A 16,873-nucleotide genomic window follows, 5' to 3' on the forward strand; every position below is an offset into this window, starting at 1 on the left:
CGGCCCTTGCGCGCTGCCGTGGCTGCCTCCCTGACACGAGGTGGCGACGGGGCCGGGCTGCTGACTCCGGAGCGGCACACGGGCGTAGAGGGCCTCTGCCGGGCCGCTCCCGGTCGTATCTGGGAGACCGCAGCAGCGTTGACACGCTGTAGGAGACGCTGATGGACCAGTTCGCAACCGACTCGGGCTGCTTCTGCATTCCCGGTGGCCACGGTGGTGGTCAGCCCGGGACGATCGTCGCCGCCAAGCCCGTCCCGCGGGCAATGTCGTTGAACAGGTCCGGGAACGGGCGGAGTTCTTCCAGACTGGCCTTCCAGACCTCGTTCCTCGCCTCGCCGAGGTGGGCGGTGGTGGAGTAGAGGTCAACGAGGTAGCCGGGCATGGCACGGCCCCAGGTCTGGCCGTTTTCGTTATCCCACCATGCCCTGAGGACTGCTTTCGTGTCCTCCAGGCCCATCAGGCCAGCGCTGGGCAGGATGGCGGTGCGGGTGACGTATTCGCCCTGGTCGAAGCTACGCACCTCTGTGAGCAGTCCAGGCAGGTATGGGAGGAAATAGGGGTCGGGTCGGACACCGATCACCCGAGACCGCTCGGATACCGGGAGCGCCACGAATGCGCTCGTCAGGGCTGGCAGGCTCGTACGGACCTCAGGGGAGGCCACCAGAGCGAGGGCCCTGGTCTCGTCGGGTCGGAGATAGCCATTCGCCGCGACCTGGGCGGCAATGCTGGTGACCTTGGTGTTGTAGAGCGTGCGCATGGGGTCGGGCAGGCTTTTCCAGAACGCTGGCAGGTCGCCGAGGCGTCCGAGAGCCGCGAGCTGGACCGCAGGCTCAGCTGTTTCGAACCTTCGCATCTGCCGATCCAGATACTCCTCGCTCAGGGACTGGTCGCGGTCGGCGAACAGGCGCAGGCACTGTGCCATCCGGTCGGCGAACATCGGCGCTGCGATGGGCATGGCGTCGTCTTCAAGCTGCAGCAGGGCGAACTTGGCGGCGAACTCAACCAGCCTGGCCCGGGAGGCGGGGCGGACACGGTCAAAGAAGGTGTGACCGAGGTAGCTGGCCTCGAACGTGAATGCGGGATCGGCGACGTGGGCGATGAAGCTATCTCGTACCCTGCGGCCCTGGCTCGGATGGTGCACCAGGACTGCATCGAGAGCCGCGGCGAGATGGGCGCGGGCGTATTCGGAGGTCGGGACGTACAGTTCGCCCATGGGGCGCAGGGAGGGGTGGGCGCATAGGTGCCGATCCTCACGCAGCCGTTCGAGCTGTGTCCTGTGGGTGCGATCGATGAGTTCTAGCTTCTCCGCGACGTCCAGGATGACCTTTTCAATGTTGAGCATGAGGGGTACCGCGTCGGCCTCGCCGGGCTGCTGAGCGCGCTCAACGTCTTGGATCAAGGTGCGGGCGTCCGCTTCGCCTTCTTCCTTAAGGACCTCGATCTTGTGGATGAGGTCGGCGCACACGGCGGTCCAGGTCAGCACGATGGCGGCCCGGGCGGCGCCGGAGGCGTAGCAACGGTGTGCTTCCTTCACCAGCGGGCGTACGTCTGGGTTGACTACCCGGTTCACCAGGTCGTCCAAGTCGATCATCTGCTCCCGCCCCCCTTCGTGCTGTCGGCGGCAGGCGCCGTCTGGAACCTGTCGAGGAAAGCCTACGAGGCGGGCTATGCAGCCCAGGACATCTGTTCTGCCCTGGGCTGCACGGTCAACACGGACACCGGTCTGCCAGATGAGGTAGGGGAGGCTGCGGACGCAGGTCACCGCTGCTCTGCGCGGGGGAATCGGGCACACCCGCGAGGACCAGCGCCAGCTCCGGGTTGCCGACCGGCGGCATCGGCGTATGCCCGGCGGACTCCGCAGCGCTGCTCTGCTCGAAAGCACGCGCCCTGCCGGCAAGACGCTTGGCGAGCGCGGAGGCATCGAAGTAGCGCCATGCGGAACACACCTGGATGCCCAGCCGCCCGGACACCGCCGTCATGTTCTTCTCGACGACGTTCGAAAGCCGAAGCGCCGTAAACCGGCTGAATTTGTTGACCTTGCGGCCCTGACCGTCAAGGGGCTGAACCGAGACGTCATGGACGCCGGCCCGGATCCGGGTCGGCACGACGCTGACGATCCGCACCCGTACGTCTGCGACCTGGTGGGCGCCGGGGCCGGAGAAGCGCAGGATGTCCATGCCGTACCGTCGGGCACGACGAGGTTGCCCCGGTCGGACCCGTACACCGTGCTGACCTTCACCTGCGACAACACCGTGTGATGCTTGTCCAGCGCCGTGAAGGCCAGCACAGGGACTACGGACTGCTGGTCGTCGTTCTTGATGTCGAGGACCTGGTTGATCGTCTCTTTCTCCGGCCGCGACCCGTGGTACGCGAACGACAGTTTTCCCACGTACGGATGCGGAGTCGCCGAGACGGCTCTCGGCGACTGGGGCGACAGCGCATGGACCACCTTCCCGTCAGCGGGGAGTGTCTAATAAACGGGTCTGGCCCGTAGTCGGTGGTGACGGTGGGTGGTCATCGGGATCATGATCTTGTGATCGATGTCAACTCGCTTGTCGCTGCGGTGTTCTGGGCTGTCGGGGGTGGTGGTCGAGAGGGTTACGGACGGCGGGGACGCCGTCGTGGTCACGGCCCGTACCCAGGGTGTCGCGGTGCCGTGTCCGGTGTGCGGGATGCCGACGACGAAGGTGCACGGGTATCACGGCCGAACGGTGGCGGACGTGCCGGTCGACGGTCGGCAGGTCGTCGTCCGGCTGCGGGTACGGCGGTTGGTCTGTCCGGTACTGGGTGTGCGCGGCAGACCTTCCGTGAGCAGATTCCCGGGCTGCTGGAGCGTCATCAGCGCAGGACGGTGCGGCTGGCCGGACACATTGCCGAGGTGGCACGGGAGTTGTGCGGCCGGGCAGCCGCCCGTTTGGCCAACCTGCTGGCCATGCCGGTCTCCCGCAGTACCGTGCTGAGGTGGCTGTGGCATCTGCCGGTGCCCGAGGCGCCGGTCCCGCGGGTGATCGGCGTGGACGATTTCGCGCTGCGGCGCCGTCACCGCTACGCCACGATCATTATCGATGCCGTCCCGGCCGGCGCCTTGAGGTCCTGCCTGGCCGGGACGCCGATCCCCTGGAAGCCTGGCTTCGCAAGCATCCCGGCATCGAGGTCGTATGCCGGGACGGCTCGGCCACCTATGCCGAGGCTGTCCGTCGCGCCCTGCCCAACGCGGTGCAGGTCAGCGACCGCTGGCACCTGTGGCGCAACCTGTGCGACAAGGTCCAGCACGAGGTTCGCGCGCACGCCGGCTGCTGGGCCACCGTCCTCAACCCGCCGCTGCCCGGCGGCATCCGCGAACAGACCACCCGTGAACGCTGGAACAAGGTCCACACCCTGCTCGGCCAAGGCGTCGGCCTGCTGGACTGCTCCCGCCGCCTCGGCCTCGCGTTGAACACTGTCAAACGCTACGCCCGCATGCCCGAGCCCACAGGTCTGCGCATCGCCCCGGCCTACCGGCCCACTCTTGTCGAGCCCTACCGCGAACACCTGCACCGTCGCCGGACCGAGGAGCCTGGCGTCCCCGTTCTCCACCTCTTCCACGAGATCAAGGAACTCGGCTACACCGGCAGCCTCAACGGCCTGCACAAATACCTTAACCAGGGCCGCGCCGACGGCGATCGGCCCGTCACCACCCCACGCCGAGCCGCGCGGCTACTCCTCACCGATCCGGAGAATTTGCGCCCAAAAGAGGCCACCTTGCTGGAGAAGATCACCACGGCCTGTCCGGAGATGACTGAACTCTCCGACCTCGTGCGCGGCTTCGCCGCCTTGCTCACACCGGCCCAGGGCAACAATCTGAAGCTCACCGAGTGGATCGCCGCCACCCGCGCCGCAGCCCTGCCTCACCTGCACAGTTTCACCAACGGCCTCGAACTCGACCGCTCAGCCGTCGACGCCGGCCTCACCCTGCCCTACCACAACGGTCGCACCGAAGGCGTCAACACCAGAACCAAACGGATCATGAGACAGATGCACGGCCGCGCCGGATTCGACCTCCTCCGCCACCGCATCCTCCTGCACTGACGGCTACCCACAGTCACCACCGACTACAGGCCAGACCCGTTAAATGGACACACCCCGCCCGGGGGTCAGGTGCCCGGGCACAGCCCTGTAACGGTGATCTTCGGCGTCCACCCGTCGCGCTGCTCGACCGTCAGTTCATAGGCGGGGCGCAGCGTCGCGGCCGCCGCGGCGACCATCCCGGCCCGCCGGCTGTCGCGGGCGCGCCAGGCGTCGCCCCGTCGCGATCGTGGCCGGCACTCCAGCCAATCACCCATTCCCCGGGCCGGCCACGGCCGACGGCCAGGCCGCTGCCGGCGGCCGGTGCCCCCTCCCGGCGGGAGGCGAGAGGCAGACCGGCCCGGCGCAGTGCGGCGCGGATACCGGCGGCCGAGGGCAGCGCGGGCACCGGGACGGCGGCCGGCGCGGGCAGGCCGAGGCCCTGGCGCTCGGCCTCGGCTCGGGCCAGGACGCGCAGCACGCCGGCGCCGGGGCCGTCGGTGACGGCCAGACCGCGGCCGGTGAGGACGGCGGCCAGGGCCGCGGCATCGTGGCGGCCGGGGTGCAGCCACACACACCGCGCCCGCGCGTCGCCCTCGGCGGCGAAACCGCCGGGGCTGCGGTCGGTGCGGGCCTGGAACCCGGACGCACCGAGCAGCGCAGAAACCGACGGGCCGGTGATCCCGTACGACGTCGCCTTGCGGCGCCCGGCCCTGCAGCGGCGGGTGACGCATTCCGGGCCGGTGCAGTCCTCGCCTTTGCGGCGGGCGTGCAGGTCGAGGTGCCCGAGCGGGCCGGGGCGGGCCAGCCCGGCCGAACGCGGGCACGTCTCGATGGTGGCCGGGTCGTACCACCAGGGCTCGCGCCGCGCCCGCATCGCATCCAGCGACGCGGCATCGAGTGCGTCGATCCCGGCGCGGACCCGGCCGAGCAGCTCGGCAAGCTGCTGACCGTAGGCACCGGTCACCGTGGCGCTGCGCTGCTCGGTGGCCGGGGTGCCGGGGGTGTACTCGCCGACGATGACGACGGGGACGCCGTAGGAGCGGGCAGGGATACCGGTCAGGGTACGGCCCTTGTAGGTGACCTGTTATGCGGCCGGTCCCGCCGGTTCCGCAGCAGGTTGCGGCTGCCGCTCCCCCGACTCCCGACCCGGGTGACGTCTTGGCGGCGGCGCTGCGGTGCACGTGGGCCCTGACACCCCGGACCAGTTCTTCACCCCCGAGGCGTCCAGCGAGATCCTGGCCGTGGCCCTTCCGCTGTGCGCGAGGAAGAACACGACGGGTACGTGCAGAGCCTGGAGGCGTTCGCCGACCGGCACCGTGAGCGCCTGGCCGAACCCATGCGCGCCTACGGGTCGGGCAGCGCCCCCGCCGCACACGGCCGCTACACCCTGGTCGGGCAGCCCGAGACGCTGGTGGTCTGTGAACGGATGGAGTACGCGCGGCTGCTGCCGTACGGGCTGTGGGACGTAGAGTTGGAACACACGGACCTGGACGACCTCGCCTACGCATGGGGTGTCCGCCGCCCCACCCGCTGACCACTACACATGCGCACTCAAAATATTGACGGGTCTGCGGGCTGTCACTGCCGCTACGAAACCGGGGCAGGGCGCAGCAGGTTGGGGTTGTCGCGCCCTCCTGGAATGCGGATGATGACGACGAGGCAGGGTTCGGATTCGCCGGGACGTTGGACGGGTTCGATCCAGATGCTGTCGAAGAGGTTGACGGCGCCTTCGGCGTCGACGGTCTTGTCCAGTGCGAGCAGGATGGCGAACCCGGCGTTCGCGTTTTGGTACTCGGCGGCTTGGGCGACGTAGTGACGTAGTGCGGTTTCGCAGGCGTCGTCTTCTTCGATCTTGCATTCGACGTTGAAGTGCACGGCGCCGAAGGAGACGAGGACGTCGGTTCTTCCGCCTGCCCTGTCGATGACTTCTGAGTTGATGACGCCGAAGAGTGCGGAGAACTGCAGCACTTCCCTGTAGTGCTGGTGGAACAGAGCTTCGTCTACTTTCTGCTTTTTGCCGTCCTTATCACGTTTGCGAAGGTATTCAGTATAGGAGCCACCCATCTTCCGGCCGATGTCGTAGCAGAGGTACGCATAGCGAAGGGTGGTTTCCAGGAGGGCAGTAAATTCGTCGGCGATGCCGGGAAGCCAATCGCGGGAGTTTTCCAGCTGTCTGAGAAGGCGTGCCCGGAGGCGGCCGTACTTGGGGTCGGCGATGGCCGCGAGGACATCGTCGTGGGTGCGCAGGCCGAGCTCAAGGCGGTCAAGGACGTCTTCGGAGGTCTGGTCAGCGAACACGGCGAAGTCGTCTTCGAGTTGGTGTGCCAGCCGCTGCCAGCGGCGTGCTTTTCCCGGATCATCCGCCTGCTGGTCGGTGGGGTTCCCGGTCTGCTTGGTGCGCTGGAGAAGGGCGGCGCGCAGTTGCTGGACCGCGGGATCGTCGCGGAGTTTCTCGTCGTGGGCCAGGGCGTGCTCGAGGAAGCGTTGGCGGTGCTCGTGCTGTAGGAAAGCGTCCTCGATAACGGGGGCCACAAGGGTCTCCACGGCTGCGGCCGCGGGGGTGTTCCTGACGACGGCGACCGTGTGGTGCGCGGTGTATGCGCGAAGCAGCGAGATGAGGATGGTGTGGCCGTCGTCGTACCAGGGGTCGTCGTGGGCGAGGTGTGCCGCGGCGCCGTCGAGGACGACTGTGAGTTCCGACCAGGCGATCAGGTCGTTCTGGCCTGGCAGCGCCCAGGCCGGGGTGTGGGTGCGATAGCGATAGTCCCGGTAGAGGTGGAGGGCGTCGCGCAGGGTGACAGCGGCGGTGTGGACGCGTGAGGGGGCGTCAGGAGCGGACATCCCGAGGACAGCCTCGATGGCCGCATGGTAGAGCTGGGCGTCCAGGCGGTCGGGGTCGATGGTGATCAGTTCGGCCAGGCGATCCTGGGTTTTGCGTAGTTGTGCCGCCATCGGCGTGTACTGGTCTTGTTCCAGTGCCTGGCGCAGGTCTCCGAGGGCGAGTTCGAACGCGGCGTCGCGGCAGGTGTGGTCGAGCATCAGGCAGCGTTCGAGGGCTTCGCGGAGGCCGGCGCCGGGATGATGGGCATCGAGGACGCCGAGGAGGCGGGGCAGACGGGTGGCCATCGCCTCGGGAAGTGCAGCCGGATCCTCGGTTGCTTCGTCCATGGCGCCCAGGAGACGCGCGGCCTGAGTGACGCCGGCCAAGGTGAGCTGGACGAGGCAGTCCGCGGCTTCCACCCCGATGAGAGCCAGGGCCAGGTCGTCGCCGGCGTCCTGGGCTTGGCGGAGACGGGCAAGCAACACGCGGGTCAAGGAGGGGCCGAGTTCACGGGCCAGGGCCGGCCGGACAGCCAGGCTCTGGGTGGCGCTTGCGATGGCAGCGTGGTTGCTGTTGGACCGTAGGCCGTTGAGGACGGCGTCGTACAGCGGCTTGCACACTTCGGTTCCCACCGCGTCGAGGTGGGTTGCTGTCACCTGGATGAGGTGGTGGAGGAAGGGTCCCAGGGCGAGGTGGTCCACAGCGGCGACAACGGCATCGAAGCCTCCGAGTTCTTCCACGGTCGGGCCCGCGCGCAGTTGGGGGCGGGAGGCGCGTGCGGCCCACTGGACCAGTCGCTCGTCGATGACGTGCACGCTGCCTCACCTCCCCCTTGGCGCCGTTGGATACTCGGCGGCTGACCTAGAACAACTGGCGCTTGTCGGGACCGGTCACGGTACGGTCCTCGGGAAAGAACTCCCAAACGGCGTCATCGATCGACGTGATCACGATCTGGATGCCGGGGTCGTCCGCCGCAGTGTCGTAGAGGGTCTTGATGGCCTGGCGCGCGTTGTCATGGGAGAGTTCCTCGGCCGTGGGCGCGTCGATGAGCAGCAGCCCGGGATGGGACATGATGCCGCGTTTCCGCCCGACTTTGATCATGCCCACGACGGCGGCGATGCGCATGCGGAGACGGTCGGTGGGGCTGAAGGACTTGAAGGGGTGCTTGGCGCCGGTCTTGCGGGCGTTGAGGTTACCGTTCAAGCTCAGATCGACGCTGGTCAAGTTGGCCACGCCCAGGTCGTGGGCGATGCTGACGATCTCGACGTTCAGTTCCGCGAACAGGGCCTTGCTGTGGTCGGCGACCACCTTCGTCAGCACCTCGACTGCCGCCGCGAGGATGGCATCGTCATCGTCGGGGTCGTCCTCGGTGTCCGACGGGCTCGCTGTCGCGGTGACGTACTGGCCGACCACCTCCGGCAGTCCCGTGCTGTTGCCGGTGGCCACTGCCAGAGCTCCGCGCAGCTGGTAGACGGCCTCCCTTGCTGATTCCAGACGGGTGTACCAACTGCCGGAGCGTGCAGAGGTCAGGTGCGCGCTCGCCAGGTCATGCGCGGCACGGCTGCTGTCGCAACTGGTTGTGGCCCTTTCGACGGCCAGCTGAGCTGTGTCTTCAGCTACGCGAGAGGCGTTCACCCGATCCTGCAGTCGGCTGAGGCGCGCGACCCGCGCGTCCGGGTCGTCCGATACCTCGGGCAGAGGGCTTGCGCAGACTGAGCACCGGTGTTCCTTTTCTTCTGCGCTGCGTCGCGCGTCATCGATCTCGTGGTCGCAGCGCGGGCAGGATTCCGGCTCCAGCGCTCCCAGAAGGAGCCGGGCCGCGCTGCTCTGCTCGGCCCGTCGGACTGCTCTCTCGTCCTTCACGCGCGCCTTGTGGGCAAGGACGTGGCTCTCCTCAGCCTCCTGGAGGGCTGCCTGGTCGCGGGCGAGCCGGCGTGTGGCCGCGTCGACGTCGGCAAGCAGGCCGGACAGGTCCGGTTGGCCCGCTTCCAGGGTCGTCACTTTCTCCTCGGCCGCCCTCAGTGCCCGGCGCAGCGGATCGGTCTGCAGCTCGCGGGCCTCGGCATCTTCTCGGGCCCGACGCTGAACGCGGTTGCTCTCCTGGGTGTCCTTCTTGCGGGCCGTGGTGATCTGGGTCAGCTCGGAGGCGTAGGGGACGTCGAGGAAAAGCTGCATCAGCTTCACGGGGAGCTGGTTGTAGCCCGTCGGGCCCAGCAGGATGCTGGAGTTACCCGAGTTCAGTGCGACGGCGTAGAAGTAGCTGGCCCAGCCGTGTACCTGCTCGGCGCTGTCACGGTTCCCGTCGGCGTCTTTCGGGGCGCCGGCCTCGGCCCCCCACAAGGACAGCGGTCGCAGCCCGAGACGGTCAAGCATGAAGCGGTCGATGAGTTCCTTGACCCCGTCCGGTTGCGCGGTCGCCGCCACCCTCACTCCAGGTCCGCTCTCCTGGGAGCCGTCGAGGGCGACGAGGTACTGGAGGGTGTCTGCGCTCAGGAGCCTGCAACTGGGGCGGTCGGGCTTGTCGAACGTCAGCCGGATAGAGGCCGCGACGCCGGCGACCTCGATGTCGGCGCGGACGTAGGAGAACCAGCCCACCGTCTCGGGTCGTTTGAAGGCATCGAAGCCGTCCCCGCGCAGGGCAAAGCTCAGAGCCCACAACAGGCTCGATTTGCCGACGTTGTTCAGGGTGCTGGCGATCGCCCACGGGCCCGGGCCCAGCGTCATGTCGATAGTGAAAGCGCCGTCGTTGTCGTCCGTGCCGGTCTTGGTGCCCTCGCAGTACAGCCGGTGCACGACCAGCTGCCGTCGCGCGGGCAGCGGACTGGTGAGCTGGACACCGTGGGCGGCCAGAGCGTCGCGGACCCTTGCAGCACCAGCCGACGGCACCCGGGCGGCTATCTGCTCGTACAGCTCACCGTCTGACGGGACCGGCAAAGTCTCTGTGGTCACGCGGCGTCCCCCTGCTCGGCTTCGGCGCGCAACCGGGCCAGGCGCGCGCGGGCCCGGTCGGCAATCGACGGGATGATCTCATTCAGCGGGGTCTGGGCGTAGTCGCGCTGCAGGTACTGCCGTCTTCGCAGGGCCAGGGCGGAGTGACCGGTGGCCTCGGCCAGCGCCCGGACCAGGCGGGCGCGTTCGGTGTACCAGGCCAGAACCGGGAACTGCTCGGTTGCCCGATCGGCGATCTCGCGCCCTTTCGCCGTGAGGTAGTAGTTGTCCTGCAGCACCCGCTGGACGGTGCGCTGTGGCACGACCACCACCAGCCCTGGGGCGGCCAGGATGCTCATCGCCTGGTCGATGTACTCGAACGCCCCGAACAGGTAGCGCAGCATCGGGATGGCGCAGATCTCCGGCTCGTCCGAGTCCAGGATGCCCCCGGCCAGCTCCAGGTTGATGGCCTCCCCCTGGCGCTCGTAGTCGTTGAGAAGCTCATCGGCCAGGTAATCCGGATTGCGCAGCCAAAAGTCGAGCTTCTGCAGCCGGCCCTCAGCGCGGAGCACGGCCACTGCGTGTTTCGGTGCGACCAGCTGCTCTGCTTCCTTCAACGGATCGGAGACCGCCGCTATGAGCAGCAGAAGCCGAATCGCGTCGGAGAAGCGATCCCCCTCGTCATCGTCCACTGACACACCGTAATGACCCATGGTGCGGTCGATCAAGGCCTCTGCGCTGTATGCCCAGTTCGGGCGCGGATCGCCGACCGGTCGTGGGCGCGAGGAGCCAGAGCCCGGTTTGCCCGGCGAGCTTCTCGGCCGCCGGTGGTCGGCCCCGGCGAGCCTCTCCGCCGCAGGAGACAGCGGCATCGGATCCTCGCGTCAGGTGCCCGGCGGGCGGTTCCGGCATCGGCGGAGGGCCTGTGCGAACTGGCCGAACATCGCTGCCCGGTGAGCGCCGCGGACCCCGCGCAGGGACACCAGCAGTCCGAGCAGCAGGACCATCGGCCGGCCCCAGCGCGCGAGCAGGAACAGCGCCATGGCGGCAGGCGGCAGGCTGGCGAGCACGGCTGTCAAGGCGGTCGGCGTACTGACCGGCATGGTGATCGGTTCCTTCCCGGCGCCGCTGTGCGCGGCGCCGGGTGCCATCTCCTCACACCGCTGGACGGCCTCCGGCTGAAACTTCGCGGGGCTGTAGCCTGAGGCAGGTGACCCGCTCCGCGCCCTCAGGTGCCGATGCTGCGCTCATCGCCGCACTCGCCGACCTCGGACTGACCGTCTCCCAGGCGCAGTTGGAGCGGTGGCGGGCAGCGCACTATCTGCCACCCCACCCCCGCGAGCACCTGGGGCGCGGCCGAGGCACCGCCTCGCACCTGCTGCCCCAGACCGTGAGCCGGGCTATGTTGCTGGCCAGGTCCTCCCGTCAGGGCAGGGCGCTGCCAGTGGCGGCGGCCTGGGCCTGCTGGGCAGCCGAAGGCTCCCCGGGCGGCGTGGCCCGGCTGCGGACCGCGGTTACGGACGAGCTCGACCGGTACGGGAAACGGCTTGCGGCAGGGGATGCCCGTGATGACGACAGCTGGCAGCGGCGCCACAACGCGGCCGAGGCGGCCGCGCGCCGCGTGCCGGGCCTTGACCAGCACGCCCTGCTGCGGGCCATCGTCACCACCGCCGCACGCGACCCGGCCGCGGTCGTGCCCCTGCCGCGCCTCGACCGCGGCCTCGCTCTCGTCCTGGGCCGGCTGCTCGCCGGCGGCGGTGAGGACGTCGGCGAGGACGAACTCCTGGACGCGCTGTGCCGGGTCTTCCCCGAGCAGGCCAAGGCAATGCGTACCGCAGCCGCAGCCCGGGACGCAGCTGGGCACGGCGGTACGTGGGAGGGCTTTGGCAGGTACTGCAGCACGCGGTCCAGGCCGCGCCCGACCAGGCCCTGCGCCGCGCAGTGGAACTGGCCACCGCCACCTCCGCGGCCCTGGAACTGGTCCTCGTCCACCTCGGCCCCGCCGCCCAGGCCGGATTGCCCGCACCGCCCACTGGACTCGATGTCGAAGCAGTCCCGGACGCCATGACCACGGCGTTGACCGACCCCATGTGGGACGAGTGGGGCCGCCACATGCCCCTCCACGGCGACAGCCCCGCCTGGCCCACCGTCGCCGCCTACCAGAGCGCGCTCACCCTCCTTCTGCCCGGCCGGGCAGACGCCCTCGCCGCCTACCGCGAACGCACCGAGCAACTCATCCGCCACACCGGGGATCCCGTCCAGCCACAGCCCTCCCCGGCCCGCCCGTCGTCCTGGGCACATTCCCGGCACCAGCGCAGAAACAGGTGAATCATGACCGAGCCCCCTCCCCGGGCCGTGTCCCCGGTGCCAGGACGCGGGAACGGCGCCCGGCACAAACCAGTCAGGCCGCCGGTCCCCGCAGCGCTGCCCAAGCCCAACCGGCCCTCCGGTCCGTGCTATTTCGCGTTGCCCCGGTGGCCGGGGAGACAACGTGGTCGTATCTGTCCCGGTTGGCTTGCCGCTACGGCATGGAACCCGCCGCACTGCTGCCCTGGTGGACCTGGTCCGGGTCTCGGCCCAGGGACGATCTCGGCCCGCGCGACGACGCCGAGGTACTGCTGAACCCGGCGGGCTGGCAGTTACTCGCCCAGCTGGGCGGAGTCAGCGAGCGCGATCTGGCCCGGGCCCTGCCCGCGTTCAACGACGAGCCGCAATCAGGCACGCCGGACCGGACCGGCGAGACCGCCGGGTCCGGCAGACCGGCAGGCCGGTGGAAGGTCGCCTCGGCCGGGGAGCACGGGCCTGTGGCGTACGGGTGCGCGCTGTGCACCGCGGCCCGCACCGGCCAGGACACCGCGGTGGTGCGGTACGTCGCGCCCTGGCAGCGAGCCTGTGCCCGCCACCAGCGGTGGATGCTCACCGCCGGGGACGGCCACCGCCACCACCACCTGGACCTGCGCGCCGTCCTGGAGATTGCCGCAGCGCAGCGGGCCTGGCCGAAGGTCGCCCGGACCGCAGTTGCAGCCGGGGCGGATCCGGGCCGGGTGTTCGCCATGGCCCATGCAGTGGTGTGTGCGTGGTGGGAGCAGGCCCTGCAGTGGGAGCGGGAGCGGATCTGGCCGGCCCGGCTCCATGCGGTCGCGGGCGGGGACGCCGGACCGCGGTTTTGGTGGTGGCGGGTCATCGCCCGCGACGCGGTCGTCTTCCCCGAGACGGTGGCGCTCGCGCGCGTGCTGCTCGACCCCGGCATGCAGGAGTGGATCTGGGACGACCACGGGGCGGGCGGCCGGTACGCCCGTTCCGGCCGGACAGGGCGTTCTTCCGCGAACTCGCAACCCAGCTGGGGAGGCCCTGGCTGGCCGACGTTGACCAAGCCCCGCAGCGGGGGCTGGTGCTGGGCGGGCCGCTGCACGCCGGGCCGCTGCTGGACTGCATGGGCGCATTCACCCGCATCCGCCGCGGCCAGCACGATCCGCGCGGGTTCGGGCTGGACCCGTGGTGGCTGCGCGCCGACCACCGCCCCGCCTCGGCCCGGGTCCAGCTGCGCGCCCTGGCCGAGCAGACCGCGGCCGCCTGCCGTGCCGGCAAGGACGCCGGCGCCCAGCCGAACGCCGGCGCTGCGCCCATAGTCCGGCGGCTGATCCGCGACCGGCACGGCCGCGCCGCCGCCGCATACACCGCTGCGCCCACACCACCGAGGTGAACGCCCGTGCCCGGCCGCCTCGGGCGAGCGGTGTGCGCCGGGCAGAGGTCTGCACTGACACCGGCAGCCGGCCGGCGCCATCACTCGCTGCCAGCGCACAGTTCCCGCCCGACCTTGTGCAGTGGTTCGCAGGAGTCGACTCCGCTGTTCACCGCGCTGAGAACTGCTGGCTGAGTATCCATCTCGACTCCTGACTCCAGGTGTAGCGGTCGAACTCTAGGCGACCGTCCTGGCCAGGAACGAGTGGATTGTGAAGCAGGGTGACCTCTTCTCCATCGACGGCGCGGTTTGCCCGAATGGACTTGGGCTTGCCCGCTTTTGCCGGAGGCTTGCCCGCGTCAGCCGCGTAGGCGGGAGAACCAGTTGGTGCCCTTCTGCTCGGGCGCGGCCTGGTCCTGCTCAATGTTCGGGCGGGCGCCACGACGGATCAGACGGTGGTCGGCTCGCGGTGCTGGGCGAGGTGGCGTTCGAGTTGTTCGCCCTCGATGTCGGGGTCTGGGACGAGGCGGCCGTACCAGCGCGGGTGGTACCAGATGCGCTTGCCGGCGATGGCCATCGCCGCGGGGACCAGGGTGAGGCGGACGACGAAGGCGTCGATGAGGACGCCGACGGCGAAGCTGAAGCCGATGGACTTGATCATCGGGTCGGGGGTGAACAGGAAGGAGGCGAAGACGGCGGCCATGATCAGGGCGGCGGCGGTCACGACGCGGGCGGACTGGCCGGTCCCGACGATCACGGCCTGGCGGGCGTCGCCGTGCCTGGTGAAGTGTTCCTTGATCCGGGAGACGACGAAGACCTCGTAGTCGCTGGACAGGCCGAAGACGATCGCGAGGACGATGATCGGCAGGAAGCTGAGGGACTGGCTCTTGTCGATCCCGAACACGTCCTTGAACCAGCCCCATTGGAAGACGGCGACTTCGGCGCCGAAGGAGGCTCCCACCGACAGCAGGAACCCGATGATCGATTTGATCGGGACCAGGATGGTGCGGAAGGCGAAGGTCAGCAGGATGAACGCCAGGCTGACGACGGTGATCAGGAAGGCCGGCAGGGCGTTGCCGAGTTTGGTGGAGACGTCGATGTTGGTGGCGGTGGGGCCGCCGACGAGGATGCGGGTGCCGCTGTCGCCTTCGATGGCGGTGCGGTCGTCGCGGATGTGGTGGACGAGGTCGGTGGTGGCCGGGTCGTTGGGGCCGGTGGTGGGGACCACGCTGATGAGCGCGATGCGGTGGGTGATGGTGGCGACGGAGGCGGTGGCGACGCCGGGGACCTTGCCCAGGGAGGTGGCGATCTGCTGGGCCTGGGCGGTCCTGGTGATGTTCTCTGCCACGACCGACAGGGTGCCGTTGTAGCCGACGCCGAGGTGTTCGCTGGTGAGGTCGTAGGCGCGGCGGGAGGTGTCGCTGGTGGGGCGGGAGCCGGCGCCGGGCAGACCGAGGTCCATGTGCGCGGTGGGCAGGGCGAGGACGCCCAGGGCGATGACGCCGGTCACCAGGACGGCGACGCGGTGCCGTACGACCCAGGTCGCCCAGCGGGTGCCGGTCAGTTTCTCGGGCCCTTCCACGGCGGTGCGGGTGGCCGGAAGGGCGCGGCGCAGCACGGGCAGGCGGGAGAAGCGGGCGGCGCGGGGGCCGGCGAATCCGAAGGCGGCCGGCAGCAGGGTGAGGGCTATCAGCAGCGCCACCAGGACCGATCCGGCGGCGGCCAGGCCCATCGTGGTCAGGAACGGGATGCCGGCCACGGCCAGACCGCACAGCGCGATCACCACGGACAGGGCTGCGAAGACGACCGAGCTGCCGGCGGTGCCGGCCGCCCGTCCGGCGGCTTCGCGTGGATGGTGTCCGGCCAGCAGGTGGGTGCGGTACCGGGACAGGATGAACAGGGCGTAGTCGATGCCGCAGGAGATGCCGAGCATGGCGCCGACCGAGGTGGCCGCGGAGGCGATGTCGGTGACGGCGGCGAGCGCGGTCATGCCCATCATGGAGATGACGACGCCGAACAGGGCGGTGACGATCGGCATGCCGGCGCAGACCAGTGAGCCGAAGGTGAGCAGGAGGATGATCAACGCCACTGCCAAGCCCACCAGTTCGGGGCTTGCCGCGTTCCCGGGCTTCGGATAGACCGTGCCGCTGAACTCGACCTGCAGGCCAGCCGAGCGGGCGGCCCGGACGGCGGGGCCGAGTCCGTCGACGGTGCTGTTCTTCACGTCGCCGGCCTGCACCATGTAGGAGACGGTGGCCAGGGCGATCCGCTTGTCCGGTGAGACGGTCCCGGCCCGGTACGGGTTGGCGACCGTGGCGACCTGGGGCAGGGTGCCCAGCTCCGTGACGGCCGTGTCGATCGCTTTCTCGTAACGGGCGGCGGTGATGTCCGAGCCGGCGGCGAAGACCACCTGGGTCGAGCCGCCGGAGGCGGCGGGCAGGTCCTTCTTCAGCACCGAGGTCGCCCGCTGGGACTCCGTGCCGGGGATGGTGAAGGTGTCGCTGGTCTTGCCGCCGGACGCCTGGGCGACGCCGATGACGGCGATGACCAGCACGAACCAGACGGCCAGGACACGCCGCCGGTGCTGGAAGCACCAGCGCGCGAGTCGGTACAGGAGGGTCGACACGGGTCTCCTCGGCGTTCCGGGACGACGGCCGGTGAGGAAATCCCCCTCCGGCCACAACGATGCAACGGTATGCTTAATTGCCATCAACGGCAAAAATGCTGCTCGCGCTAGAATCCACGCATGGACGCCACCGCTCTCCCCCCGTCCGCCGACGCTCCCGCGCCCCGCACCGGGCTGCGGGAACGCTCCAGGGCCAAGAGGTACGCACTCATCCAGCGCACCGGCATGCGCCTGTTCGCCGAGCGCGGCTACGCGGCCACGACGATCGCCGACATCGCCGAAGCCGCCGAGGTCGCGCCCCGCACCGTGTCGGGCTACTTCCCCTCCAAGATCGACATCGCCACGTCCTTCGCCGACTCCATCGCGGGCCGGCTCACCGCCGCCATGAACGCCGAACCGGACGGGGACCTCATCACGATCCTGGACACCTGGCTCGCACAGGAGGAGGAGCTCGCCGACCCCGAACTGTTCGCACTCGCCGAGGCCATGCACGAAGCCAACCCCGAACTCAAGGCCATCAGCAGTGCCCACGTCGCCGAGGCGGGCGAGTACGCCGGCGCCGCGCTCGCCGCACACGCCGGCCTGCCCGAGGACCACTTCATGCTGACCATCTACAGCGCGGCCATCAAAGCCGTCCTCGCGGCCTACATCGGCAGCCTGCGGCACGCCGGCCAGAGCCGGGAAGCCCACCGGAAGGTCATGGACTTCCTGCAGGGCATCTTCGACGCGGCCGCGAAGGGCTGAACGCCCCTCGGGGCCCGGGGACGTT

General features: G+C 69.5%; 13 protein-coding genes and 1 pseudogene. 6 read left to right on the forward strand and 8 right to left on the reverse strand.

What is annotated here, in order from left to right:
• Positions 1 to 220: 220 nt before the first annotated feature.
• On the reverse strand, positions 221 to 1,591 hold the full coding sequence (locus ITX44_RS19900; RefSeq protein ID WP_205358644.1) for a hypothetical protein: 1,371 nt from the start codon (positions 1,589 to 1,591) through the stop codon (positions 221 to 223).
• Between the two features lie 115 nt (positions 1,592 to 1,706).
• Positions 1,707 to 2,177, reverse strand: coding sequence for a hypothetical protein (locus tag ITX44_RS19905; RefSeq protein WP_205358645.1), 471 nt, complete (start codon positions 2,175 to 2,177; stop codon positions 1,707 to 1,709).
• A gap of 356 nt (positions 2,178 to 2,533) precedes the next feature.
• Here ITX44_RS19905 and ITX44_RS19910 point away from each other — a divergent pair.
• A pseudogene (locus tag ITX44_RS19910) lies at positions 2,534 to 4,068 on the forward strand (ISL3 family transposase).
• A gap of 130 nt (positions 4,069 to 4,198) precedes the next feature.
• Here the strand turns inward: ITX44_RS19910 and ITX44_RS19915 are convergent.
• The gene (locus tag ITX44_RS19915; protein WP_205358646.1) at positions 4,199 to 5,011 is read right to left on the reverse strand and encodes a hypothetical protein; all 813 of its coding nucleotides are present in this window, start codon (positions 5,009 to 5,011) and stop codon (positions 4,199 to 4,201) included.
• A 291-nt stretch (positions 5,012 to 5,302) separates the two neighbouring features.
• Between ITX44_RS19915 and ITX44_RS19920 the strand changes: the two genes are divergently transcribed.
• Entirely contained in the window at positions 5,303 to 5,581 is a 279-nt protein-coding gene (locus ITX44_RS19920) for a hypothetical protein (protein ID WP_205358647.1), read from the forward strand.
• Positions 5,582 to 5,634: 53 nt separating this feature from the next.
• Here ITX44_RS19920 and ITX44_RS19925 read toward each other — a convergent pair whose 3' ends face one another.
• The 4 genes from ITX44_RS19925 to ITX44_RS19940 all read right to left on the reverse strand — a co-directional run bounded on the left by ITX44_RS19925 (position 5,635) and on the right by ITX44_RS19940 (position 10,899).
• Complete coding sequence (locus ITX44_RS19925; protein ID WP_205358648.1) at positions 5,635 to 7,683, reverse strand: hypothetical protein; 2,049 nt, start codon at positions 7,681 to 7,683, stop codon at positions 5,635 to 5,637.
• Between the two features lie 46 nt (positions 7,684 to 7,729).
• Entirely contained in the window at positions 7,730 to 9,817 is a 2,088-nt protein-coding gene (locus tag ITX44_RS19930; RefSeq protein WP_205358649.1) for a hypothetical protein, read from the reverse strand.
• Positions 9,814 to 10,488 carry a hypothetical protein gene (locus tag ITX44_RS19935; RefSeq protein WP_205358650.1) on the reverse strand — a complete coding sequence of 225 codons (675 nt, stop codon included), beginning with the start codon at positions 10,486 to 10,488 and terminating at the stop codon, positions 9,814 to 9,816. Before ITX44_RS19935 ends, ITX44_RS19930 begins: the two co-directional genes overlap by 4 nt.
• A gap of 192 nt (positions 10,489 to 10,680) precedes the next feature.
• A complete protein-coding gene (locus ITX44_RS19940; RefSeq protein ID WP_205358651.1) occupies positions 10,681 to 10,899 on the reverse strand; it encodes a hypothetical protein in 219 nt (72 codons plus the stop codon).
• 107 nt (positions 10,900 to 11,006) lie between these two features.
• Between ITX44_RS19940 and ITX44_RS19945 the strand changes: the two genes are divergently transcribed.
• The 3 genes from ITX44_RS19945 (at position 11,007) to ITX44_RS19955 (ending at position 13,425) form a co-directional block, all read left to right on the forward strand.
• Positions 11,007 to 11,864 (forward strand): hypothetical protein, encoded by an 858-nt coding sequence (locus ITX44_RS19945; protein ID WP_205358652.1) that lies wholly within the window; start codon positions 11,007 to 11,009, stop codon positions 11,862 to 11,864.
• Complete coding sequence (locus ITX44_RS19950; protein WP_205358653.1) at positions 11,861 to 12,124, forward strand: hypothetical protein; 264 nt, start codon at positions 11,861 to 11,863, stop codon at positions 12,122 to 12,124. Before ITX44_RS19945 ends, ITX44_RS19950 begins: the two co-directional genes overlap by 4 nt.
• A gap of 125 nt (positions 12,125 to 12,249) precedes the next feature.
• Positions 12,250 to 13,425, forward strand: coding sequence for a TniQ family protein (locus ITX44_RS19955; RefSeq protein ID WP_307795385.1), 1,176 nt, complete (start codon positions 12,250 to 12,252; stop codon positions 13,423 to 13,425).
• Between the two features lie 501 nt (positions 13,426 to 13,926).
• Here ITX44_RS19955 and ITX44_RS19960 read toward each other — a convergent pair.
• Positions 13,927 to 16,104, reverse strand: coding sequence for an MMPL family transporter (locus ITX44_RS19960; protein WP_205358655.1), 2,178 nt, complete (start codon positions 16,102 to 16,104; stop codon positions 13,927 to 13,929).
• Positions 16,105 to 16,224: 120 nt separating this feature from the next.
• Between ITX44_RS19960 and ITX44_RS19965 the strand changes: the two genes are divergently transcribed.
• Positions 16,225 to 16,848, forward strand: a complete 624-nt coding sequence (locus ITX44_RS19965; RefSeq protein ID WP_205358656.1) for a TetR/AcrR family transcriptional regulator — start codon at positions 16,225 to 16,227, stop codon at positions 16,846 to 16,848.
• Positions 16,849 to 16,873 lie beyond the last annotated feature (25 nt).

It is taken from the genome of Actinacidiphila acididurans (assembly GCF_016918855.1).
Classification (GTDB): domain Bacteria; phylum Actinomycetota; class Actinomycetes; order Streptomycetales; family Streptomycetaceae; genus Actinacidiphila; species Actinacidiphila acididurans.

Excerpts from the sequence above, each read along its gene's own strand:
- ITX44_RS19965 (WP_205358656.1), top strand. The coding sequence starts at position 16,225 with ATGGACGCCACCGCTCTCCCCCCGTCCGCCGACGCTCCCGCGCCCCGC.
- ITX44_RS19950 (WP_205358653.1), top strand. The coding sequence starts at position 11,861 with ATGACCACGGCGTTGACCGACCCCATGTGGGACGAGTGGGGCCGCCAC.
- ITX44_RS19900 (WP_205358644.1), bottom strand. The coding sequence starts at position 1,591 with ATGATCGACTTGGACGACCTGGTGAACCGGGTAGTCAACCCAGACGTA.
- ITX44_RS19905 (WP_205358645.1), bottom strand. The coding sequence starts at position 2,177 with ATGGACATCCTGCGCTTCTCCGGCCCCGGCGCCCACCAGGTCGCAGAC.
- ITX44_RS19940 (WP_205358651.1), bottom strand. The coding sequence starts at position 10,899 with ATGCCGGTCAGTACGCCGACCGCCTTGACAGCCGTGCTCGCCAGCCTG.